Origin of the sequence: Streptomyces iakyrus (assembly GCF_000717055.1) — a bacterium.
GTDB classification, from domain to species: Bacteria; Actinomycetota; Actinomycetes; order Streptomycetales; family Streptomycetaceae; genus Streptomyces; species Streptomyces iakyrus.
Genome location: NZ_JNXI01000009.1, coordinates 91785 through 114393, shown reverse-complemented (window position 1 = coordinate 114393; position 22609 = coordinate 91785). Strand labels below are relative to the sequence as shown.

At 70.0% G+C, this 22609-nt stretch carries 24 protein-coding genes and 3 tRNA genes; 21 read left to right on the top strand and 6 right to left on the bottom strand.

Annotated elements, in window-relative coordinates; all coding sequences use genetic code 11:
• Window position 1 precedes the first annotated feature (1 nt).
• The 8 genes from OO68_RS15990 to OO68_RS15955 all read left to right on the top strand — a co-directional run bounded on the left by OO68_RS15990 (window position 2) and on the right by OO68_RS15955 (window position 8309).
• Window positions 2–676, top strand: coding sequence for a NuoI/complex I 23 kDa subunit family protein (locus OO68_RS15990; RefSeq protein ID WP_033309013.1), 675 nt, complete (start codon window positions 2–4; stop codon window positions 674–676).
• A complete protein-coding gene (locus OO68_RS15985; RefSeq protein ID WP_033309012.1) occupies window positions 673–1311 on the top strand; it encodes an NADH-quinone oxidoreductase subunit J family protein in 639 nt (212 codons plus the stop codon). Before OO68_RS15990 ends, OO68_RS15985 begins: the two co-directional genes overlap by 4 nt.
• A complete protein-coding gene (gene nuoK, locus OO68_RS15980) occupies window positions 1311–1709 on the top strand; it encodes an NADH-quinone oxidoreductase subunit NuoK (RefSeq protein WP_033309011.1) in 399 nt (132 codons plus the stop codon). Before OO68_RS15985 ends, nuoK begins: the two co-directional genes overlap by 1 nt.
• Entirely contained in the window at window positions 1706–3700 is a 1995-nt protein-coding gene (locus OO68_RS15975) for an NADH-quinone oxidoreductase subunit 5 family protein (RefSeq protein ID WP_033309010.1), read from the top strand. The genes nuoK and OO68_RS15975 overlap by 4 nt, the downstream gene beginning before the upstream one ends.
• A gap of 6 nt (window positions 3701–3706) precedes the next feature.
• Window positions 3707–5281 carry a complex I subunit 4 family protein gene (locus OO68_RS15970; protein WP_033309009.1) on the top strand — a complete coding sequence of 525 codons (1575 nt, stop codon included), beginning with the start codon at window positions 3707–3709 and terminating at the stop codon, window positions 5279–5281.
• Window positions 5278–6801: an NADH-quinone oxidoreductase subunit N gene (locus OO68_RS15965; RefSeq protein WP_033309008.1), complete on the top strand. Its 1524-nt coding sequence runs from the start codon at window positions 5278–5280 to the stop codon at window positions 6799–6801. Before OO68_RS15970 ends, OO68_RS15965 begins: the two co-directional genes overlap by 4 nt.
• Window positions 6802–7056: 255 nt before the next feature.
• Entirely contained in the window at window positions 7057–7920 is an 864-nt protein-coding gene (gene htpX, locus OO68_RS15960; RefSeq protein WP_033309007.1) for a zinc metalloprotease HtpX, read from the top strand.
• The gene (locus OO68_RS15955) at window positions 7917–8309 is read left to right on the top strand and encodes a YccF domain-containing protein (RefSeq protein ID WP_033309006.1); all 393 of its coding nucleotides are present in this window, start codon (window positions 7917–7919) and stop codon (window positions 8307–8309) included. Before htpX ends, OO68_RS15955 begins: the two co-directional genes overlap by 4 nt.
• Before the next feature lie 310 nt (window positions 8310–8619).
• Here OO68_RS15955 and OO68_RS15950 read toward each other — a convergent pair whose 3' ends face one another.
• Window positions 8620–9876: an APC family permease gene (locus OO68_RS15950; protein WP_033309005.1), complete on the bottom strand. Its 1257-nt coding sequence runs from the start codon at window positions 9874–9876 to the stop codon at window positions 8620–8622.
• A 193-nt stretch (window positions 9877–10069) separates the two neighbouring features.
• Here OO68_RS15950 and OO68_RS15945 point away from each other — a divergent pair, with 193 nt between their 5' ends.
• The gene (locus OO68_RS15945; RefSeq protein WP_030839776.1) at window positions 10070–10336 is read left to right on the top strand and encodes a GlsB/YeaQ/YmgE family stress response membrane protein; all 267 of its coding nucleotides are present in this window, start codon (window positions 10070–10072) and stop codon (window positions 10334–10336) included.
• Window positions 10337–10597: 261 nt separating this feature from the next.
• On the opposite strand, the gene OO68_RS15940 is transcribed toward OO68_RS15945, so the two are convergent.
• Complete coding sequence (locus tag OO68_RS15940; RefSeq protein WP_033309004.1) at window positions 10598–11086, bottom strand: YajQ family cyclic di-GMP-binding protein; 489 nt, start codon at window positions 11084–11086, stop codon at window positions 10598–10600.
• A 220-nt stretch (window positions 11087–11306) separates the two neighbouring features.
• On the opposite strand from OO68_RS15940, the gene OO68_RS15935 reads away from it, so the two are divergent.
• Window positions 11307–11388 (top strand) — tRNA-Tyr (locus OO68_RS15935).
• A gap of 507 nt (window positions 11389–11895) precedes the next feature.
• Here the strand turns inward: OO68_RS15935 and OO68_RS15925 are convergent.
• Complete coding sequence (locus OO68_RS15925) at window positions 11896–12822, bottom strand: LysR family transcriptional regulator (protein WP_033309118.1); 927 nt, start codon at window positions 12820–12822, stop codon at window positions 11896–11898.
• Between the two features lie 207 nt (window positions 12823–13029).
• Here OO68_RS15925 and OO68_RS15920 point away from each other — a divergent pair, with 207 nt between their 5' ends.
• The 3 genes from OO68_RS15920 (at window position 13030) to OO68_RS15910 (ending at window position 15969) form a co-directional block, all read left to right on the top strand.
• Window positions 13030–14004, top strand: coding sequence for a hypothetical protein (locus OO68_RS15920; RefSeq protein WP_157852725.1), 975 nt, complete (start codon window positions 13030–13032; stop codon window positions 14002–14004).
• Between the two features lie 38 nt (window positions 14005–14042).
• A complete protein-coding gene (locus tag OO68_RS15915; RefSeq protein ID WP_033309002.1) occupies window positions 14043–14507 on the top strand; it encodes a hypothetical protein in 465 nt (154 codons plus the stop codon).
• Window positions 14508–15141: 634 nt separating this feature from the next.
• Window positions 15142–15969 carry a hypothetical protein gene (locus tag OO68_RS15910; protein ID WP_033309001.1) on the top strand — a complete coding sequence of 276 codons (828 nt, stop codon included), beginning with the start codon at window positions 15142–15144 and terminating at the stop codon, window positions 15967–15969.
• A 42-nt stretch (window positions 15970–16011) separates the two neighbouring features.
• Here OO68_RS15910 and OO68_RS15905 read toward each other — a convergent pair whose 3' ends face one another.
• Window positions 16012–16284, bottom strand: a complete 273-nt coding sequence (locus OO68_RS15905; RefSeq protein WP_157852724.1) for a hypothetical protein — start codon at window positions 16282–16284, stop codon at window positions 16012–16014.
• A gap of 71 nt (window positions 16285–16355) precedes the next feature.
• Here OO68_RS15905 and OO68_RS15900 point away from each other — a divergent pair, with 71 nt between their 5' ends.
• On the top strand, window positions 16356–16568 hold the full coding sequence (locus tag OO68_RS15900) for a hypothetical protein (protein ID WP_030839769.1): 213 nt from the start codon (window positions 16356–16358) through the stop codon (window positions 16566–16568).
• Between the two features lie 28 nt (window positions 16569–16596).
• On the opposite strand, the gene OO68_RS15895 is transcribed toward OO68_RS15900, so the two are convergent.
• On the bottom strand, window positions 16597–17253 hold the full coding sequence (locus tag OO68_RS15895) for an NAD(P)H-binding protein (RefSeq protein ID WP_033309116.1): 657 nt from the start codon (window positions 17251–17253) through the stop codon (window positions 16597–16599).
• A gap of 212 nt (window positions 17254–17465) precedes the next feature.
• Window positions 17466–18725, bottom strand: coding sequence for an amidohydrolase family protein (locus OO68_RS15890; protein WP_033308999.1), 1260 nt, complete (start codon window positions 18723–18725; stop codon window positions 17466–17468).
• Window positions 18726–18961: 236 nt separating this feature from the next.
• Between OO68_RS15890 and OO68_RS15885 the strand changes: the two genes are divergently transcribed.
• The 7 genes from OO68_RS15885 to OO68_RS15855 all read left to right on the top strand — a co-directional run bounded on the left by OO68_RS15885 (window position 18962) and on the right by OO68_RS15855 (window position 22605).
• Window positions 18962–19034 (top strand) — tRNA-Thr (locus OO68_RS15885).
• A 47-nt stretch (window positions 19035–19081) separates the two neighbouring features.
• Window positions 19082–19154: transfer RNA gene (locus tag OO68_RS15880), tRNA-Met, on the top strand.
• Between the two features lie 87 nt (window positions 19155–19241).
• The gene (rpmG, locus tag OO68_RS15875; RefSeq protein WP_003948671.1) at window positions 19242–19406 is read left to right on the top strand and encodes a 50S ribosomal protein L33; all 165 of its coding nucleotides are present in this window, start codon (window positions 19242–19244) and stop codon (window positions 19404–19406) included.
• Window positions 19407–19506: 100 nt separating this feature from the next.
• Entirely contained in the window at window positions 19507–19959 is a 453-nt protein-coding gene (locus OO68_RS15870; protein ID WP_033308998.1) for a MaoC family dehydratase N-terminal domain-containing protein, read from the top strand.
• An 8-nt stretch (window positions 19960–19967) separates the two neighbouring features.
• Window positions 19968–20396 (top strand): MaoC family dehydratase, encoded by a 429-nt coding sequence (locus OO68_RS15865; protein WP_033308997.1) that lies wholly within the window; start codon window positions 19968–19970, stop codon window positions 20394–20396.
• A gap of 110 nt (window positions 20397–20506) precedes the next feature.
• Window positions 20507–21076 carry a TetR/AcrR family transcriptional regulator gene (locus tag OO68_RS15860; protein ID WP_209442587.1) on the top strand — a complete coding sequence of 190 codons (570 nt, stop codon included), beginning with the start codon at window positions 20507–20509 and terminating at the stop codon, window positions 21074–21076.
• Between the two features lie 92 nt (window positions 21077–21168).
• Window positions 21169–22605, top strand: a complete 1437-nt coding sequence (locus OO68_RS15855) for an MFS transporter (protein ID WP_033308995.1) — start codon at window positions 21169–21171, stop codon at window positions 22603–22605.
• The last annotated feature ends 4 nt before the right edge of the window (window positions 22606–22609 follow it).

Below are 22609 nucleotides of genomic sequence, written 5' to 3'. Positions count from 1 at the left end.
CATGGCTGAGTCGCACCCGCCCACCCGGCCCCGCATCCCCGGCTCTGGGCTCGCCAAAGGCCTGGCCGTCACCCTCCGCACGATGACGAAGAAGTCCGTCACCGCGCAGTACCCGGACGCCCAGCCCGACCTCCCGCCCCGCACCCGCGGTGTGATCGGCCTGTTCGAGGAGAACTGCACGGTCTGCATGCTGTGCGCCCGCGAGTGCCCCGACTGGTGCATCTACATCGACTCCCACAAGGAGACGGTCCCGGCGGCGACCCCGGGCGGCCGCGAGCGCAGCCGCAACGTCCTCGACCGCTTCGCCATCGACTTCTCCCTGTGCATGTACTGCGGTATCTGCATCGAGGTCTGTCCTTTCGACGCGCTGTTCTGGTCCCCCGAGTTCGAGTACGCCGAGACCGACATCCGCGAGCTCACCCACGAGCGGGACAAGCTCCGCGAGTGGATGTGGACCGTCCCGGCCCCGCCCGCCCTCGACCCCGGCGCGGAGGAACCGAAGGAACTGGCCACCGCCCGCAAGACCGCCGACAAGCTGGCCGCCCAGCAGGCCCCGCCGGTCACCGAACCGCACGCCGACGAGCAGGCCCGCGCCGCCGAACAGCCCACCCGCCCCCAGGGCGACTCCAAGCAGCAGACCGATCAGCCGAAGCCGGGGCAGGAGGGCTCGGAATGACCCTCGCCGCAACCGCCGCCCACCTCGCGACCGGCCCGGCCACCGAGGCCGCCGCCGGAACCCACGGCTTCCTCTCCCCGACCGGCGTCGAGATCGCCTTCCTCCTCGTCGGCCTGGTGACCTTCGGCGCCGCGCTCGTCACCGTCACCACCCGGCAGCTGGTGCACGCCGCCCTGTGGCTGGTGATCACCCTCGGCGGCCTCGCCGTCGAGTACCTCCTGCTCACCGCCGAGTTCATCGCGTGGGTGCAGGTCCTCATCTACGTCGGTTCCGTGGTCGTCCTCCTCCTGTTCGGACTGATGCTCACCCGGGCTCCCATCGGCCGCTCCCCGGACGCCGACTCGGGCAACCGCTGGGCCGCCCTCACCGTGGCCGTCGCCGCCGCGGCCGCCCTGGTCTGGGTCGTCGTGGACGCGTTCCGCACCACCTGGATCGACCTGGACGGGCCCGCCGCCGGCTCCACCGAGGCTACCGGCGCGAGCCTCTTCCAGAACTGGGTCCTCCCCTTCGAGGCACTCTCCGTCCTCCTCCTCGCCGCCCTGGTCGGCGCGATTGTCCTGTCCCGCAAGGCGAAGGCCGAGACCGCCACCCGGTCCGGCCAGGACACCGGGCGCGACACGGAAGGGGCCCGCTGATGCACCTCGCCTATCCCGCCGTGCTCTCCGCCCTCCTCTTCTGCACGGGCCTGTACGGCGTCCTCGCCCGCCGCAACGCGATCCTGGTCCTGATGTCGGTCGAGCTGATGCTCAACGCCGTCAACCTCAACCTGGTCGCCTTCGACGTCTGGCTCAGCAGGACCGCCGAGGAGACCCTGCACTCCGGACAGGCCCTGACCCTGTTCACCATCGCCATCGCCGCCGCCGAGATCGGCATCGGCCTGGCGATCGTCCTCGCCGTCCACCGCAACCGCGGCACCGCGGACATCGACCGGCTGCGCGACACCTCCGAACGGCACGACCCCGACGGCACCGGCCACGACGCCCGCACGGCCGAGCCGTCCGACGAGGCCCAGAAGGCTGAGGCCACCGCGTGACCACGACCACCCTCGCCGTCCTCGTTCCCCTCCTTCCGTTCCTCGGCGCCGTCGCCGGGCTGCTCCTGGGCCGCACGGCCCCGGGCTTCGTCCGCCCGCTCGCCGTCCTGCCGACCCTCACCTCACTCGTACTGGCCGCGCTCGTCGCCGTACGTCAGGGCGGCGACGCGGCCGTCGACTCGGCCACCGAGCTCACCCCCACCGGCTCGGTCCCGATCGAGCTCGCCCTGCACATCGACGGCTTCGCCGCCCTCGTCGCCGTCCTGGTCGGCCTGGTCGCCTCCTGCGTGCAGATCTACTCGACGGGCTACCTGCGCGACGACCCGCGCTACCCGTCCTACGCCGCCCTCGTCTCGCTGTTCACCTCCGCGATGCTCCTCGTCGTCTACGCGGGCGACCTGATGGTGCTGCTGGTCGGCTGGGAGGTCATGGGCATCTGCTCCTACTTCCTCGTCGGCCACTACTGGGAGACCCCGGAGGCCCGCGCCGCCTCCCTCAAGGCCTTCCTGGTCACCAAGCTCGGCGACGTCCCCTTCCTCATCGGCCTGTTCGCGCTGGCCACCGACGCCGGGTCGTTCCGCATCACGAAGATCCTCGGCACCGTCGCGAGCGGCGGCCTCGACCACCCGACGCTGATCGCCCTGCTCCTCCTCGCGGGCGTTGCGGGCAAGTCGGCACAGTTCCCGCTGCACACCTGGCTCCCCGACGCGATGGCGGGCCCGACCCCCGTCTCCGCGCTGATCCACGCCGCGACGATGGTCGCCGCCGGTGTCTACTTCATCGCCCGGCTCCTCCCGGTCTTCGAGGCCTCCCAGGCCGCGATGGTCGTCCTCGCCGTCATGGCCGCCGTCACGATGGCCGGCTCGGCGCTCACCGCGCTCGCCCAGGACGACATCAAGCGCGTCCTCGCCTATTCGACGATCGGCCAGCTCGGCTACATGACCGGCGCCCTCGCCGTCGGCGACCGCGGGGCCGCCGTCTTCCACCTCCTGTCCCACGGCGCCTTCAAGGCGCTGCTGTTCCTCGCCGCCGGCGTGATCATCCACGCCGCCGGCACCAATTCGCTCGCCGCCATGTCCCGCATGCGGAACCTGCGCGACCGCATCCCCGACGCGTACTGGACGATGACCGTGGCGCTGCTCGCGCTCGCCGCGATCCCGCCGTTCAGCGGCTTCTTCTCCAAGGAGGCCGTGCTCGGCGTCGCCGAGCACGTCGTCACCGGCCACACCGAGCACGCCCCCGCCGCGGCGGGCTGGATCGTCCTCGTCGCGGGCCTGCTCACGGCCGTGCTCACCGCCGCCTACGCCATGCGCCTGTGGCTGCTGGCCTTCCGGGGCCGGGGCACCGAAGCCCCCGACCACGGCAGGCAGCCGCTGACGATGACCGTCGTGCTGTGGGTGCTGGCCGTGCCGTCGCTGGCCCTGGGCGCATTCGCGTTCCGCCTGCTTCCCGACTGGTTCGACGGCCGGGACCTCAGCCCGACCGTGACCACCTCCGTGCTCGGCACGGGCGTGGCCCTGGTCGGCGGCATCGTCACCTACGCCGCCTGGCGGCACACCACCGCGCTCACCGCCCGTGTCCCGCTCGGCGCGGTCGCGGCCCACCCCGAGGGAGACGCCGCCCGGGTCGAGGCCGAGGCCATCGCCAGCCACGAGCCCGCCTACGGCGACATCGCCTACGCGCCCGACCCCGCCGACCCCGGACGGCTGCTCCTCGGCCCCCTGCACCGGCACGCAGCCGCGGGCTTCCACCTGGACGCCGTGTACACGACCCTCTTCGTCCGCCCGGTCCAGGCCGGAGCGAGCCTCGTCCGGTTCCTCGACCGGGAGGTCGTCGAGACCTACGTGCGGGGTGCGGGTGCGCTGCCCCGCTGGCTCGGCACCGCCGTACGGCGCGCCCAGACCGGCAACGTCCAGACCTATGTGAGCGCGCTGCTCGCCGGCACCGTCGTCCTCGCGGTCGCCGTCGTCCTCGTCGCCACGGGAGCGTGAGCAGGCGTGATCGATATCAGCGAGTCCGTGATGCAGTTCCTTCTGGCGTTCATCGTCGTCGGCCCGCTCCTCGGCGCCGTCGCGGCTCTCCTGCCCGCCCCGCCCGGGCTGAAGGGGAAGTCACCCGAGCAGGCCGTGCTCCGGCACGGGGTCACCGTGACCGGCACGGTCCTCATCGCGGCGATCGTCCTCGCGCTCGGCTTCGACCACGACCAGCCGTCGAAGATGCAGGCCAGTACTGACATCAGCTGGATCCCCGCACTCGACGTACGCATCCACCTCGGCATCGACGGCATCTCCCTCCCCCTTCTGGTCCTGACCGCGCTGCTGACCTTCCTCTGCGCGCTCTACTCGTACTTCAAGATGCCCGCGGGGCCGACCCCGAAGGCTTTCGTCGCCCTGCTGCTCGTTCTCGAATCCGGCACGCTCGCGACCTTCGCCGTCCTCGACCTGCTGCTGTTCTTCCTGGCCTTCGAGATGGTCCTCATCCCGATGTACTTCCTCATCGCCCGCTGGGGCGGCGAGGGCCGGAGCCAAGCGGCGTGGCGGTTCATCCTGTACACGCTGCTCGGCTCCGTGGTCATGCTGCTCGGCCTGCTCCTGATCGGGATCAAGGCGGGCACGTTCGACATGATGGCACTCGCCACTGACAACGGCCGGTCGCTGACCACATCCGTGCAGGTCATCGCCGTTCTGGCGATCGGGATCGGGCTCGCGGTGAAGACGCCGATGTGGCCTCTGCACAGCTGGCTGCCCGACGCCCACACCGCCGCCCCCACCGTCGGCTCCGTCCTCCTGGCCGGCGTCCTGCTGAAGATGGGTACGTACGGGTTCGTCCGGATCCTGCTCCCCATCGCGCCGGACGGGTTCCGCACCTTCGCGCCCTACCTCGCCGCCCTCGCCGTCGTGGGCATCATCTACGGATCCCTGGCCTGCCTGGCCCTCGCCAAACAGGGAGCGAAGGGCGACCTGAAGCGCCTCATCGCCTACTCCTCCGTCGGCCACATGGGCTTCGTGCTGCTCGGCATCTCGACGATGACCCCGACCGGCGTGAACGGCGCCCTCTTCGCCAACATCGCCCACGGCCTCATCACCGGCCTGCTGTTCTTCCTGGTCGGCGCTCTGAAGGACCGCACCGGCACCACCGACCTCGACACCCTCGCCGAGGAAACCGGCGCCGCCCTCTACGGCAAGGCGCCGCGCCTCGGCGGCCTGCTCGCCTTCGCCGCCGTCGCCTCGCTCGGCCTGCCGGGCCTGGCCGGATTCTGGGGCGAGATGCTGGCCCTGTTCGGCGCGTTCCAGCCCGCCGCGGGCCTCAACCGTGCGGCCTTCCTCACCTTCATGGCGATCGGCGCGTTCGGCACGCTGCTGACGGCCGCGTACCTGCTGATCGTGGTCCGCCGCGTCTGCATGGGTGCCCTGCCCCATGACGCACCCAGGCTCACGGACGTCCGCTCGTACGAGTTCGCGGCGTGGACGCCGCTCGTCGTCCTCACCGTCGTCGCGGGCCTGTGGCCCAAGGCTCTCCTCGGCCTGAGCGACCCGGCCGTCCAGCAGCTCCTCGCAGGAGGCACCCGATGAGCTCCCCGGCCCAGCCCCTGGCCGCCTCGCTGGTCCAGTCCGTCGACTGGCTCGCGATCGCGCCGCCCACCATCACGGCGGTCGCCGGACTCGTCGTCCTGGTCGCCGACCTGTTCCTTCCCGAGCACCGCAAGGCCCTGCTCGGCTGGACGTCGGTGGCGGGCCTGGCCGCCGCGACAGCGATGCTGCTGCCCCTGCTGGACGGCGACCGCAGCACGTTCTGCCTGACCGGCGACACCGCCGTGTGCAGCTACACGGCCGACCGCTTCTCCCTGGTCATCCAGTTCCTGGTCCTCGGCGGCGCCCTGCTCTCCGCGCTCCTGTCGGTCACCGCCCTGAAGGACGCCCGCAAGGAGCTGCCCGAAGGGGAGTACTGGTTCCTGCTGCTGTCCTCCGCGGCCGGAGCCGCCCTCCTGCCCGCCTCCCGCGACCTAGCGACCCTGATCGTCGCCCTGGAGGTCGCCTCCCTGCCCGCCTTCGCGCTGGTCGGCCTGCGGTACGGCGACCGGAAGTCATCCGAAGCGGCCCTGAAGTTCTTCCTGTCCTCGGTCACCGCGACCGCGGTCAGCCTGATGGGCATCAGCTTCCTGTACGCCACCACGGGCACCCTCTACCTCACCCAGGTCGCCCACCGTATCCAGGACGTCGACGGGCAGTTCCACACGCTCGCCCAGACCGGCGTCGTGCTCACCCTCGTCGGCTTCGCCTTCAAGACGGCCGCCGTGCCCTTCCACTTCTGGGTGCCCGACACCTACGTGGGAGCGCCCCTGCCGATCGCGGCGTACCTGTCGGTCATCGGCAAGGCGGTCGGCTTCAGCGGCCTGATCCTGGTCACGGTCGTGGCCCTGCCGTCCTACGCCGACGTCTGGGGTCCCGCCCTGGCGGCCCTCGCCGCGCTGACCATGACCGTGGGCAACGTCGGAGCCCTGCGTCAGCAAGCCACGCGCGCGTACAGCGCGGTACGCCTCCTCGCCTGGTCCTCCGTCGGCCAGGCCGGCTACCTCCTGGTCCCGATCGCCGCCGCCGCGTACTCCGGGGACGCCGAGAAGTCGATCGGCTCCACCGTCGCCTACGCCCTGATGTACGGGGCCGTGAACCTCGGCGCCTTCGCGGTGGCCGCCCTTGTCGGCCGGACGAAGTCCCTCAACCGCGTCGCCGACTACCGCGGCCTGTACGCCTCCAGCCCCCTGTCCGCGCTGCTCCTGGCGTTCTTCCTGCTCTGCCTCGCCGGGCTGCCGCCGGGCATCATCGGCCTGTTCGCCAAGGTCACCGTCTTCTCGGCGGCCGTCGACGCCGGCCTCGGCTGGCTGGCCGTGATCATGGCCGTCAACGTCGTCATCGCGCTGTTCTACTACCTCCAGTGGACGGCCCTGCTCTTCCGCGCCCCCGAGGGCGAGCCCGTCAAGCACCGCGTCCCCGGCCCGGTCACCGCAGCGATCGCCCTGACCGGCGTCCTCGGCATCGCCCTGTCCGGCGCACCCCAGCTTGTCCTGGTCTTCACCGACACCGGGCTCTTCTGAACGAGCCCGGCTGCCCTGAAAACCGGCCGCTTACACCGCGCGCGCGTGGGGCACTCGCTCCCACGCGTGCGTGCCGCGTCCGGTCGCCGTCACCCGGACGGTCCACACCCGCCGCCGCGCGCACCAGGGAACTTGAGTCCCCCGCCTGGCGTTGACCAGTACGGGAAGGTCCACTGGACGTGAGGACGCGGCACCAGTGGCACCGCAGATTCGACAAGCAAGGGTCCCCCTGCCGCACCACTTGGAGGGCGCACCGTGCACCGCCGGCACAACGGGCTCAGGACAGCGATCCTCCTGGGTGGACTGTCCGCACTCATCATCGTCATCGGCAGCTTCTTCGGCCGCATGGGGCTCGTCATCGCCGTCCTGGTAGCGCTGGCCACCAACGCGTACGCGTACTGGAACAGCGACAAGCTGGCCCTGCGCGCGATGCGTGCCCGCCCGGTGAGCGAGTTCGAGGCGCCCGCGCTCTACCGCATGGTCCGCGAGCTCTCCACCCAGGCCCGCCAGCCCATGCCGCGCCTGTACATCTCCCCGACGGAGGCCCCCAACGCCTTCGCCACGGGCCGCAACCCACGCAACGCCGCCGTGTGCTGCACCGACGGCATCCTCCGCCTGCTGGACGAACGCGAGCTGCGCGGCGTCATCGGCCACGAGCTGAGCCACGTCTACAACCGCGACATCCTCATCTCGTCGGTCGCGGGCGCCCTGGCCTCCGTCATCATGTTCCTGGTCAACTTCGCCTGGCTGATCCCCATCGGGCGCTCGGACGACGACGACGGCCCCGGGCTGCTCGGCATGCTGCTGATCATGCTGCTGGGCCCGCTCGCGGCCTCGCTCATCCAACTGGCCATCAGCCGCTCCCGGGAGTACCAGGCGGACGCCTCCGGCGCCCAGCTCACCGGCGACCCCCTCGCCCTGGCCAGCGCCCTGCGCAAGCTCGAACTCGGCACGAAGCAGCTCCCGCTGCCGCCCGAGCCGCGCATCGAGACCGCCAGCCACATGATGATCGCGAACCCGTTCCGGCCCGGCCAGGGCCTCTCGAAGATGTTCTCCACACACCCGCCGATGGCGGAACGCATCGCCCGGCTCGAGAAGATGGCAGGTGGGAACCAATGAGGACCGTACTCAACGTCATATGGCTCGTGCTGAGCGGCTTCTGGCTGTTCCTCGCCTACATGCTCGCGGGCCTGCTCCTCTGCATCACCATCATCGGCATCCCGTTCGGTATCGCGGCCTTCCGCATCGGTGTCTACGCCCTGTGGCCCTTCGGGTACACGACGGTCGAGCGCCATGACGCCGGCGCACCGTCCTGCGTGGGCAACGTGCTCTGGCTCGTCCTCGCGGGCTGGTGGCTCACCCTCGGCCACATCGCCACCGGCATCGCCCTGTGCGTGACGATCATCGGCATCCCGCTGGGCATCGCCAACTTCAAACTCATCCCGGTCTCGCTGCTCCCGCTCGGCCGCGACATCGTGCGGACGAACGAGCCGTTCGCGGTGCGCTGACGCAGCGGAGCCTCTCCTCCCTCGATGTCCACAGGCCAGTGGTTATCCACAGGCCCGCCCGGCTGTCGGCGGCGGTCTGCATGATGAACCCATGACCGCGATCGAGCAGTTGCCGACCCGAGTGATGGCCGAGCCCTACAACTCCCGCTTGACGGCCGAACCTTCGCGCTCGCGTCCTGAGCCTGCCGCGCCCGTGAGAAGCGGCGAGAGACCTGAGCCGAGAGGTCCTGACAGCTCCGAGCCGAGATGCTCCCGCAGGCCGCAGATCAAGGCATTGACGGACAGCATGGTGGGCGACCGGTAACCGGCCCTACTCCCTCGCCGCCCCGCCCCCCACCCGCCGCCGTACCGCGTACGCAACGGCGCCGACCACCAGCACTCCCGCGCCCACGATCACCGACACCCCGGGCAGCGAGAACGCCAGCACCACACACCCGGCCAGCCCCACCGCCGGCACCACCCGCGCCGCCGGCGCCGAAGACAGCGTCCACGCCGAAGCGTTGGCCACGGCGTAATACGCCAGCACACCGAAGGAGGAGAACCCGATCGCGCCGCGGACATCCACCGTGGCCGCCAGAACCGCGACCACCGCACCCACGGCGAGCTCCGCCCGGTGCGGCACCTGAAAACGCGGATGCACAGCGGCCAGCACCCCCGGCAGATGCCGGTCCCGGGCCATGGCCAGCGTCGTCCGTGACACCCCCAGGATCAGCGCCAGCAGCGAGCCCATCGCGGCCACCGCCGCACCGATCCGCACCACCGGCACGAGCCAGGGCGCTCCGGCCGCCCGCACCGCGTCGGTCAGCGGCGCCGTCGCTTCCCCGAGACCGCCCGGTCCGAGCACCGAAAGGACAGCCACAGCCACACACGCGTACACCACCAGCGCGATGCCCAGCGCCAGCGGGATCGCACGCGGAATGGTGCGCGCCGGATCCCGCACCTCCTCGCCGAGGGTGGCGATCCGGGCGTACCCGGCGAAGGCGAAGAACAGCAGACCGGCCGCCTGCAGCACGCCGTCCGCACCACCCGAGGCCCCGATGTCCAGCCGCCCGGCATCGGACTCACCGGAGACGAGACATACGACCACCACGAAGGCGAGGACAGCCAGGACCAGCGCCACGATCACCCGCGTCAGCCACGCTGACTTCTGGACACCGCCGTAGTTCACCGAGGTCAGCGCCACCACGGCCCCGACCGCCACCGCGTGCGCCTGCCCCGGCCAGACGTACGTACCCACGGTGAGCGCCATCGCCGCACAGGAGGCCGTCTTCCCGACCACGAACGACCAGCCCGCGAGATACCCCCAGAACTCCCCGAGCCGCTTCCGCCCGTACACGTACGTGCCGCCCGAGGCGGGATACAGGGCAGCGAGGCGAGCCGACGACATGGCGTTGCAGTACGCGACGACGGCGGCGACGGCGAGTCCGATGAGCAGCCCGGTTCCCGCCGCGTACGCGGCCGGGGCGAGGGCGGCGAAGATCCCGGCCCCCACCATCGAGCCGAGTCCGATGACGACGGCGTCACCCACGCCGAGGGTGCGGCGCAGTCCAGGTGCGGAGGCTGTCATGCGTCGCACCCTACTGATCAGTGCAACCAGCGGGTGCGGCCAGCACGTCCTTCCCACCAACACGGCGTGAACGCGCTCGGCGAGGAGGCCGCGCGCGGAACGCCCGACGTACGACGCACGTGCTCGGCCTGCCGGGAGCAGGATCACAGGGCCGGGACAGTGCGGGCACAGCGTGAAAGGGCAGGTTCACGGCATGACCATCATCAGCTGGATCATCCTGGGACTGTTGGCCGGAGCCATCGCGAAGTTCCTGCTGCCGGGGCGTGACCCGGGCGGCCTCATCGGCACGACCCTGATCGGCATCGCGGGCGCGTTCATCGGCGGCTGGATATCGGCCCGTTGGATGGACCACCCGATCACCAAGGGCTTCTACGACGGTGCGACGTGGGCGGCGGCCATCGGCGGATCGCTCGTCCTGCTGATCGCCTACCGCCTGCTGTTCGGCAACTCGCGCGACTGACCGGGCCCACCGACGCAGGCCGGCGGCCGACAGCTGGTGCAGCCGAGCCGACAGCCGGCAGCCGGCAGCCGACGGCCAACAGTCGGGCAGCCGAGGCGGTGACGGCAGGTGGGCGGCAGGGCGGCGGCCGATGGCAGCCGGCGACGAGCCGATGGCGGCATCGGGTGAGATCGCGATGGCGGCAGGCGGGGCGGGAAGGGTGGGCATCGCTGGTACCCACCCCTCCCCGTATCCCTGTGGGCGGGAGCCCGGGGGCCGGACCTACCGGTAGTTCACGAACTGCATCGCGAAGTCGAAGTCCTTGCCCTTCAGCAGGGTGATGACGGCCTGCAGATCGTCACGGCTCTTGGAGCTGACCCGCAGCTCTTCGCCCTGCACCTGCGCCTTCACGCCCTTGGGGCCCTCGTCGCGGATGGTCTTCGCCACCTTCTTGGCGTTCTCCTGGGAGATCCCCTCCTTGATCGAAGAGAAGATCTTGTACTCCTTGCCGGAGAGCTGGGGCTCGCCCGCGTCCAGAGCCTTCAGCGAGATGCCCCGCTTGATCAGCTTGGACTGGAAGACGTCGAGGATGGCCTTCACCCGGTCCTCGGAGTTCGCCTCCATGAGGATCTGCTCACCGGACCACGAGATCGAGGCACCCACGCCCTTGAAGTCGTAGCGCTGCGAGATCTCCTTGGCGGCCTGGTTGAGTGCGTTGTCGACCTCCTGCCGCTCGACCTTCGAGACGATGTCGAAACTGGAGTCGGCCATGTCCTGTGGCTCCTTGTATCGGGGTGCGTATCGTGCGTACCGGCGTATGCGGGCGGTCGCAGGGCCCGTTCAGGTCCCGGGCCGCATCCGGACAAGCCTAGCCACCCCCGGCCCTCCGGGGGCCGATCAATCGGGTGGCGGAGCACCCCGCCACATCAGGTATTGTTTACGTCGTTGCCACGGAGCGCCGCGGAAGAGCGGCTCACCAGGCAGCAACCCCGGCGGTGTGCCCGAGCGGCCAAAGGGAGCAGACTGTAAATCTGCCGGCTCAGCCTTCCCAGGTTCGAATCCTGGCGCCGCCACACGGGAACGAAGGGCCCGTGACCTGCAATCTTCGCAGGTCACGGGCCCTTCGTCATGGGGTCACGAGATCAGTCCACTGTCTCACTGTGTCGCGTGTTCGACCGCTCTCGGGCTGCGTGGACGGGGCGTGGACGGCCGTCCACGCGTTCAGCCGTGCCCCTTCAGGCGCGCAGAGATCTTGGCATTCGCTGCCTCGTCTCCGTCCTTCCGGAACTTGGCGTACACGCGGAACAGCAGGGCCACGCTGTGGCCAGCGCGCTCGGCGACAAGCTGAGGCTCGGCACCGGAGCCAAGCCAGGTGGACACCGCAGCGTGACGAAGATCATAATGAGTCTCCCGGAGCCGGAGCCTCAGTGGTTCCCCGCACCGCCGCCACCGCTGGACCGCCCGGACACTGACCCGTAACTCCTTCGCGATCATCGGGCCCAGCTCACCCCGGACGAACCGCTCAGCGGCCATCATCCGGATGCCCTCGCGAGATGTTCAACCTCAGCAACGGGACGTGTCTACCGGCCGGCTTCAGCTTTGAAGGTGACGTGTCGCGCAGCATGGCGCACAGCTCTGATCGTGGGTTCGGAACGTCTTCGCCGTAGCCAGGCGAGAGCGGATGTCGAGGGCGAGAGGTCAACCACCGTGCTGTATCGGATACCTGGGCGTGGGAAGTATTCGCGGGCGGCCGCCGGCAGAAAGTACATGGCTTCTCCGGTAGCCACCGTGTGCATCAGCGATTCCATGTCGGTGACCACGGGACCGTATCGAACGCGGCTGCCGTCCGGGCGTGGGTCAACCGCCCAGAAGTCCCGCCACAGCCGTGGAACCTGCTCGGGCATGCCGACCACGGGGATGCCGGCGAGTTGGGCCAGAGTAAGTTGGGGAAAGGCCGCTAACGGGTGGTCGGCGGGGAGGCAGGCCACTCGCGGTTCGGTGGCCAGGTGGTGCAGTTCCATGTCGTCCGTCACGGGAGGACGGAGGAAAACCACATCGACCTCCTGATGTGCCAGCGCCGTCATGTGATCGGCGAAACTGAGGTTGATCAGACGCAGGGTCAGTTGAGGGTGGCGATCTCTGAGCAGGCCCAGCACTGCGCGGGTGTGCGCCATTGAGGCCTCAGCACCGATGGTTCCCACTATGACTCGGCCGGAGATCTGTCGCTGCTGCGCACCGGCGACACGCTTCAGCCGATCGACGGCTTCGACCACGGCACGGGCTTCAGGAAGCAGGGCTCTTCCTTCCTCGGTCAGGGCGAGCGTCCTACTCGTGCGCTCGATCACACGCACCCCCAGGCGCTTCTCCAGCTCTCTGATCTGCTGACTGAGTGCCGGCTGAGTGATGAACAGGCGCGCCGCGGCGTTTCCGAAATGAAGCTCCTCGCTCAGGGTGAGGTAGAGCCGAAGCTGATGGATGCTCGGTTCCCTCGCCAGGGAAGCTCCCATTACCGTGAACCCTTTCGCCGGTGCCACGTGCAGCCATAATCAGTTCCTTATCGATCAGCAGACATAACGTCTCCCGGCTTCGGTGACATGGCTGAGTCGACCATGTGATAGTCAATGCGCGGGGGACGGCACTTTGTCATCAGTCGACAGACGGTTGCGAATGTCCCCTGACCGATCCGGGGATGGTGACACAGGGGGCCGCCACTAATGTCCGCGCAACTTCGCCTGCACAAAGCCCATGACCGCATATCCCGGCGATTCGCCGGCAACAGCGACGCAACCTGGCGCGCCCATCGCATCCGGCGTTCTGGCCGAAAGGTGTTCCTTGTTGCGCTCCTGTCCGTGGTGGTCGCCTGGAGTACGGCCTGCGAACCCAACGATTCGCAGAAATCTCAGGGGCAGCAGGAAGCGTCACGACACCTCACCATGGCGGAACGAGAAGTTCTGGTCCAGGCGGAGAAGATTCTCACGCGTGACTGTATGAAAAGACAGGGTTTCTCTTTCTGGGTCACCCCGGAACTCCCCGAACCTCTGGAGCGCCGGTTCCCGTACGTCATCGACGACAAGCAGTGGGCCGCCGCGAACGGTTACGGCCGCGGCATCCGAGAACGCCGGGAGGCATCGGCTCGCAACGACCCCAACCGCCGCTATTTCGACCGGCTCTCCGCCGACCGCAAAGCGGCCGCGATCACGGCACTCAACGGGCCGACCCCGGAAGGGCTGGAAGCTGACGTCCCCGGGATGGGCAGGATCCGGCACAGCGACAAAGGATGCGTCTCCCACGCCCAGCGTGAGCTCTACACCGACCTGCCTGCCTGGTACCGGGCCAAGAAGGTCACCGAGGCCCTTGACCGAACGACCACGGCGGCGGTCGTGGCTGATCCCGAACTTCGTCCCGTAACCCGGCAGTGGGCCACCTGCATGCATGAACGGGGCCTCCCCTATGACATGCCTCAGAAGACACGTGAACAGTTCGCGCTTCGCCCCGAGGCGGATGAGTTCGCCACGGCTCAGGCCGAGGCCGAGTGCGCGCGATCAACAGGCCTGGCCGCAACGCTCCGAGAGCTGAGCCGTGCGCATCGCCAGCGGATGGACTCCCGCCATCCCACTGAGGTGAAGAACCGCGCCCTGCTCGAACACAAGGCGCTCAGCCGTGCCCGCGACATCGTCCGCCGCGGCTGATCAACCCGACAGCACACAACAGAACGAGAGGACAGGACATGAGCAAGTTCGCTTCACTCGCCGGCGTGGTCGCCCTGACGGCCGTCGCACTCGCCGCCCCCACGGCTCAGGCCGCTGAACCGAGCCCGGCGGAGGCCCGCACGCTCACCGCGGCCGCGGCAGACGGCAAGCTCCACGCCTGGATCGACCCCTACCGAGGCGGCGGCCACTGTGCATGGGAAGGGAACAACCGTAACTGGGACTATCCGGGCCCTGGGTGCCCGCACATGCGCAACCTCGCTTCCTCGGTGGAGAACCGGGGATACGCCGGCGGCTACGACGACGTCGACCTGTACTACAACGAGGACCAGAGCGGTGTGTACGCCTGCCTCGGCAACGGCGACATGTGGTTGGACCTGACACTCGGACGCGAAGTCTTCAGCCACGGCTTGCCTTGGTGGGACGGCTATGGCGAGTCCGTGAACGACAACATCTCCTCCCACAGCTGGACGGACAGCTGCTGACCGTTCACGCGAACAACGGAGGGCCCTCAGGGCCCTCCGTTGCCCTGTGCACCAGCCGGACCGCCGTGGCGGACCAGCGGTCCGGCGGAACACCCTGGACGCGATCATCTTCACCTCTGCAGAAAGAGCACGGATCGGCTCGGGTCACGCCTGCAACCGTTCCGCAGCCGAAACCGAGCGCGAGCGTAGTGACGAACCGCCTCCACCGGTCCTGATACATGTCTGGGTACCGCCTTGCCTCCGGGGACCGGGCGGCGCGCGGTGGGCGGAGCGAGCCGCCTTGAGAACCAGTGCGCAGGTCACGGGCTGGATTGCTGGTTGCTCGCGAGGGGACTGCAAATCTGCCGGCTCAGCCTTCCCAGGTTCGAATTCTGGCGCCGCCACACTGGGGAAGACCCCCTCTCACCTGCGGAGATGCAGGCGAGAGGGGCTTTCCGTCATCCGAACGCGTGTCCCCCGGGGCGTCCGCCGGGGGTGAGCATGATCTCTCCGCCTCCGGGCCCACCCACGCAAGCACCCCAACGGCAGCCCGCCGACGGGTGGTTCACAACTTCTGCCGGGAGCTCGTCGAGGGGCATGAACTCGTCGGATACGCTGCCGCCTCTTGTAACGGCATTTTCCTGATGAGGTGTGAATGAAAACAGGCAGACGAACCGCCGCGGTGGCCACGCTCGTGGGGGCGTTGGGGCTCTCGGTGCTGAACGCGCCGGCGGCTCAGGCGGCGGATACCGGTATCACCGTGTCGGACATCGTCATCAACAAGGGCAAGCCGATCGTCGTCGGTACAACGCAGACGGTGGAGCCGCCCGTCAGTTTCAATATCGCGTTGCCCTCCGGATACAGCACCTCAGACCCCTCCCGCTACGACGCGTACCCCTTCCTCTACCGCGGCACCATCAAGACGGCGGCCGACACGGGGGAGAACTTCATCCAGCCGGGCAGCTACACCTGCTACGAGACCGACTCCAAGCACGCTCGCTGCGAGGGCAACCTCTACATCGACCCGCACCCGAGCCAGGAGCACGTCGACTCCAACAGCGACGCCACGACCTGGAAGGTCGGCGTCGCGCTGCGGCTGTGGAAGGCCGACGGCGGCCTCAAGACCGGGGAGCTGGAGACGCGGTCCGCGACCGCCCAGCTCAAGCGCGCGGCCAAGATCACCACCAACGCCACGCCGGAGCCGGTCACCAAGGGCAAGCCGATCACCGTCACGGGCAAGCTGACCCGGGCGAACTGGAGCACGAAGAAGTACGACGCCTACAGCGGCCGTACGGTCAGCCTCCAGTTCCGCGCCAAGGGCACCGACACCTACAAGACGCTCAAGAAGGCCACCACCAGCAGCACCGGGGGGCTGAAGACCACGGTCACCGCCTCGGTCGACGGCTACTACCGCTGGGTGTACTACGGCAACTCCACGACGGGCGTGGCCACCAGCGCGGCCGACTACGTCGACGTGAGCTGACGCCGATCTGCCGGTTCTGCCGGTCTTGCTGCTTCAGCTGACTCAGCCGGCTGCCGAGATGGTCCGGAACGGCAGCCGGCTGAAGGTCGTGAAGCGGCCGGTGGGTCGGGACGTCGCGGCGACGCACGATCCACCCGACCACCCGGCTACCCGGCCGCGCCCCCCCATCCTCGGCATGGCTGAGCAGACGATGACCGCGGCCCCGGCGACGGGTGTCCCGCCGTCGGCGGAGCGCACCACGCCGGTGAGGCCGCTGGTGCCGCTCAGCAGCGCGTCGTACGCCAGCGGCTCCTCGACCCGACCAAGCCAAGCCAAGCCAAGCCAATTGATTGTCTTAAGCAACCTGATGGAGGTGTGCACGCGACGATCGCGGCACACTGACCCCCATGTCCTCCCGTCGCAGAGTCTGCCCCGAGTGCCGCCGCGAGATCGCCGTCGTCGCCGGGCGGTACGCGCGCCACGACCCTCCCGGCGCCCGCGAGCACGGCGAACTCACCTCGTGCCCGGGCTCCCGCCGTCAGGCCCGCCCGGGCCCCGAGCAACCGTCCCTGGACGGCTACACGGTCCCGGACTTCCCCGGCCAACTGCCCCTGTTCTAGGCCCCGACCGCGCGGCCGGCCGCGAACCTCAGTTCCCGGCCACCGACTTCACCGCCACCGAGACCGGCGCCGACCCGCTGATGAGCTCCAGAGTGAGCCCGGCCGTCGCCGGGGTGTCCACCAGTTCCGCCAGCACGGCGGCCACGTCGTCGCGCGGGACCGGGCCGCGTCCGGTGCCGGCCTCCAGGCGTACGAGACCGGTACCGGCGTCGTCGGTGAGCTGCCCGGGGCGCAGGATCGTCCAGTCCAGGGCGTCCAGCCCGCGCACGTACGCGTCCGCCTCGCCCTTGGCGCGCAGGTAGACGTCGAAGATCTCGTCACCCTCGTGGCGCGGATCGGCGCCCATGGACGACACGACCACGAAGCGCCGTACGCCCGCCCGCACCGCCGCGTCCGCGAAGAGGACCGCCGCGGCCTTGTCCACCGTCTCCTTGCGGGTCGCTCCGCTGCCCGGGCCCGCGCCCGCCGCGAAGACCGCGGCGTCGGCGCCCCTCAGCCGCTCCGCGACCTCGTCCACGGACGCAGACTCCAGGTCGAGCACGACCGGTTCGGCACCGGCCTGCCGCAGGTCGTCCGCCTGCTCGGCCTTCCGGATGATTCCCGCTACCTCGTCCCCGCGCGCGGCGAGCAGCCGCTCCAGCCGCAACGCGATCTGACCATGACCACCAGCGATGACAATGCGCATGCCTTCGACCGTACGCCTCGACAGCACCGTCCGCCGCACGGCCTGGGCCACGCCTGTGCCACGCCGACCGGCCCGGCGGAACACCCCGCCGCAGGCCTCACGACACAGCGCCCCGCCCCTCCCGCGGCGGCAGGGGCGGGCCCAACGGCACCTCACACGTCCCTGCCGCCGCGGGCGGCAGGCCCCATGGCACTTCACCTGCAACCCCAGCCCTACGGCACTTCCCCCCGCCCCTGCCGCGGCAGCCCCAGCTCCACCGAAGCCGCCGAACTGCAGTACTCCCGCACCGCGCTGGTCCGTGCCACCACGCGCCCCTGGTGCACGACGATGCGGCTGTACGCCAGGGACAGCACCCCTGAGAGCCGGTCCCCGCGCACCGCGAGCAACTCGGCCGGGAAACCCGCCTCCACCCGCACCTCGGGCAGCCCCAGTGCCGCCCGCGCCGACGAGCTCACCGCGTCGTACGCCTCGTCGGGCGGCAGCCCGTAACGCGAGGCCAGCAGGAAGGCCGCCTCCAGCGGGTCGCCGCGCCCCACGGGGTTGGACACGTCCCGCAGCGCCCCGCTCCCGGCGGCCACCCGCACCCCCGCCGCACGCAGCAGCCGGACGGGGGCCGCCCCGCGCCGGTCGACGCCGCCGCAGCCACCCTGGGGCAGGCACACCACCGCCACCCCGGCCGCCGCGAGTTGGTCGGCCGTCCGCGAGGCCACTTCGGAGGGCAGCCGGCCGAGATCGCCGCAGGGGCTGAGGGACACCCCGGGGCGCAGCCCGCCCGCCATGGCCGCGAGCCGGGCCAGCCGGGCCGGATCCCCGGCGTCCGTGTGCAGGTCGACGGGGCAGCCGTGCTCGGAGGCCATCTCCAGGACCGCCTCCACATACCCGGTCGGGTCGGGGTCCAGGTCCGGCCGGCCGCCCACCACCGAGGCGCCCATCTTCACCGCGTCCCGCAGCATCGCGAGCCCGTCGGCACCGGCGGCCCCGGTCAGCACCCGGGGCATCGCCACCGTCGTCAGCTCCACCAGCCCGCGCAGCGCGCGCCGCGCCTGGAGCACGGCCGCGAGCGCGCCCAGGCCCTGGACGTCCCCCACGCGCACGTGCGCCCGCAGCGCCGTCGCCCCGTGCCCGAGCTGGAGCAGTGCGGCCTCCGTCGCCCGGCGCTGCACGTCCTGCGGCTCGTACGAGACCGGTCCACCGGTCTCCGCCGACAGGGCCGTGTCGGCGTGGGCGTGCGGCTCGGCGGGAGCCGGCAGCAGCAGATAGCCACTGAGGTCCACGCGCGCCCCGCACGCGCGCGTGCCGCCCGCCCCCAGGCTGCCGGCCGTGCCGACCGCCTCGATACGCCCGCCGCCCAGCCGTACGTCCACGGTCCGGCCGTCGGTGAGCCGCGCCCCGCACAGCAGCAGCGACGACGGGTCGGCCGGACCCGGCGAGGACGACGGGGGCGGGGGTGGCTGCGGCCGGCTGTCGGGCATCGCACTCCAGGGGCTCGGGCTGGCACGGGAGGACGCATGATCACGCAGAGTGAGACGAGCCTAGGACGGCCCCCCGCTCACGGCGGGGAGGAGCGCAATAGTCGTACCGGCGTGGTCCGCTCACGGAACGGAAGGGGTCCACGAGGCCGCCGGGAGGACGGTCCGGGCGCCCCGGGCGGGTGCCTCGAAACGGATTTGGGTGAACGGCGGCGGAGCGTGTAATGTCTTCATCGCTCGCCCCAATAGCTCAGTCGGCAGAGCGTCTCCATGGTAAGGAGAAGGTCAACGGTTCGATTCCGTTTTGGGGCTCTGGTGTGACTGGCTCCCGTCGCAAGACGGGGTCCGGACCACATCAAAGCGGTGTAGCTCAGTCGGTAGAGCAAGCGGCTCATAATCGCTGTGTCACCGGTTCAAGTCCGGTCACCGCTACTGACAGTAGCCGATTGCGGGGTCGGTCCTTCGATCGGCTACTCTTCTTGCGTTAAATGTCCATCCGTTCGTCTTAGGAGCACTCACGTGGCTGCCACCGACGTCCGCCCGAAGATCACGCTGGCCTGCGTGGAGTGCAAGGAGCGGAACTACATCACCAAGAAGAACCGGCGTAACAACCCGGATCGTCTGGAGATGAAGAAGCACTGCCCGCGTTGCAACGCGCACACCGCGCACCGCGAAACGCGATAAATCAGGCTCGTACGCGAGGCCGTTCCCGAGTGATCGGGGGCGGCCTCGCGTCGTTGAGGGACCCGTACCGGTCAGTAGAGCTACCAGGAGGTGCCGAGCCATGGCGCTCGACCAGTCCTTCGTGGGGCGGACGTACCCGCCCACCGCGCCTTACGAGGTGGGCCGGGAGAAGATCCGTGAGTTCGCCGAGGCGATCGGGGACGACAGCCCGGCGTACACGGACGCGGAGGCCGCCAAGGCACTCGGGCACCCCGACGTGATCGCCCCGCCGACCTTCGTCTTCGCGATCACCTTCAAGGCCGCCGGCCAGGTCGTCCAGGACCCGCAGCTCGGCCTGGACTACAGCCGCGTGGTGCACGGCGACCAGAAGTTCGCCTACCGCCGCCCGGTCCGGGCCGGCGACCGGCTCACGGTCACCTCGACCATCGAGGCCGTCAAGTCCCTCGCGGGCAACGACATCGTGGACATCCGCGGTGAGGTGCACGACGAGGCGGGCGAGCACGTCGTGACCGCCTGGACCAAGCTCGTGGCCCGCGCGGCCGAGGAGGCGTGAGCGACCCCATGACCGCGAAGATCTCCTACTCCGACGTCGAGGTCGGCACCGAACTGCCCGCCCGGACCTTCCCTGTGACCCGCGCGACCCTCGTCCGCTACGCGGGCGCCTCCGGCGACTTCAACCCGATCCACTGGAACGAGAAGTTCGCCAAGGAGGTCGGCCTGCCGGACGTCATCGCGCACGGCATGTTCACCATGGCCGAGGCGATCCGTGTGGTCACCGACTGGACCGGCGACCCGGGCGCGGTCGTCGAGTACGGCGTCCGCTTCACCAAGCCGGTCGTCGTGCCGAACGACGACCAGGGCGCCGTGATCGAGGTCGCCGGCAAGGTCGCCGCCAAGCTCGACGACAACACGGTCCGCGTGGACCTGACCGCGACCAGCGCCGGGCAGAAGGTGCTGGGCATGTCCCGGGCGGTCGTGCGACTGGCCTGAGGCACAGCGACACGACGTAAGGGGCGCTCTCCACGGGGGGCGCCCCTTACGCGTAGCTCCGGTACGCCATCGCTTGACATGGTTAGTGATTGAGCACTAACTTCAAGGGCATGGCAAGGATGAGTGCGGAAGAGCGACGTGAGAGCGTCATCCGGGCCGCGACGACCGAGTTCGCCCGCGGTGGTTACCACGGCACCTCGACCGAGGCGATCGCCCGCCGGGTCGGCGTCTCGCAGCCGTATCTCTTCCGCCTCTTCCCGGGCAAGAAGGCGATCTTCCTGGCGGCGGCGGAGCGCTGTGTGGAGGACACCATCCGCACGTTCGCGGATGCCTCCGAGGGGCTTGAGGGCGAAGACGCCCTGCATGCGATGGGGGAGGCGTACACCAAGGTCATCGAGGAGCGCCCCGAGCGGCTCATGATGCAGATGCAGATGTACGTCGCCGTGAAGGCCGCCGAGGAGGAGGGCGACCATGAGTTCGGCGAGTCGGTGCGGGCCGGCTGGATGCGACTGTGGGACACCGTCCACCTCCCGCTGGGGGCGGACGCCGGTGAGACCACGATGTTCATGGCGTACGGAATGCTCATCAACTGTCTGACGGCCATGGGATTCCCGCCCGAGCACCGCGTCTGGGAAGGCATGTACCCCTCGGCGCGCCGCAAGGCCCGGCCGGAGGACTGACAGGGAAGGGCGAGGATGCAGCACATTTTCATGACCACGAAAGTTAGTAATCAATAACTAATCGATCACGGCACACACTCCATGGGGGAGCGATGTCACAGCAGACCGCACGTCGCGGGGGAGCCGCCTGGGCCCTCGTCATCACCAGCGTCGCCGGATTCATGGCGGCCCTCGACAACCTCGTCGTCACCACCGCCCTGCCCTCCATCCGGGAGGACCTCGGCGGGGGACTGCACGACCTGGAATGGACGGTGAGCGCCTACACGCTCACCTTCGCCGTCCTGCTGATGTTCGGCGCGGCCCTCGGCGACCGTTTCGGCCGCCGCCGGCTCTTCATCGCAGGCCTCACCGTCTTCACCGGAGCCTCCGCCGCCGCTGCCATGGCGCCCGGCATCGACTCCCTCATCGCCGCCCGCGCGGTCCAGGGCGCCGGCGCGGCGGTGATGATGCCGCTGACGCTGACCCTGCTGACCGCCGCCGTGCCCGTCGCCAAGCGCGGGATGGCGTACGGCATCTGGGGCGCGGTCAACGGACTCGCCGTCGCCTCCGGACCCCTCGTCGGCGGCACCCTCACCGAGCACATCTCCTGGCAGTGGATCTTCTGGCTGAACGTTCCGCTGGGTCTGGCCCTGCTGCCGCTCGCCCGCCTCCGCCTCGCGGAGTCCCACGGCACCGGAGCGCCGCTCGACGTCCCCGGCACCCTGCTCGCCAGCGGCGGCCTGTTCGGCATCGTCTACGGACTGGTGCGCGGCCCCGCCGACGGCTGGACCTCCGCCCTCGTCCTGACCGGACTGTTCGCGGGCGGAGCGCTGCTCGTCGGCTTCATCCTCTACAGCACGCGCGCCAAGAACCCGATGCTGCCGATGCGGCTGTTCCGCTCCCGGGCGTTCTCCGGCATCAACGCGGCGAGCCTGCTGATGTTCCTCGGCATGTTCGGCTCGATCTTCCTGCTCAGCCAGTACATGCAGGGCGTCCTCGGCTACTCGCCCACCGAGGCGGGCCTGAGGATGCTGCCCTGGACCGGCATGCCGATGCTGGTCGCCCCGATCGCCGGCATCCTGGCCGACCGCATCGGCGGCCGCCCGGTCGTCGCAGCGGGCCTCTTCCTGCAGGCGCTGGGCCTCGGCTACATGGCGGTGGTGGCCACGGCCGACTCCTCCTACGTGTCCCAGCTGCCCGCCCTGATCGTCAGCGGTGTCGGCATGGCGCTGTTCTTCGCCCCCGCCTCGCACCTGGTCATGTCCAGCGTGCGGCCCTCGGAGCAGGGCATCGCCTCCGGCGCCAACAACGCCCTGCGCGAGGTGGGCGGGGCGCTCGGCATCGCCGTCATGGGGTCGATCTTCGCGGCCCAGGGCGGCTACGAGACCGGCCAGACCTTCGTCGACGGCATGCGGCCGGCCCTGGTGACGGGCTCCGCGGTGGTCGCCCTCGCGGGCATCGCCGCCCTGCTCATACCGACCCGGCGGCGCGCGGAACGGCAGGCGCAGTCGGCCGAGCCGGCACCGGTGCTGGAGACGGCCGCCCACTGACCCC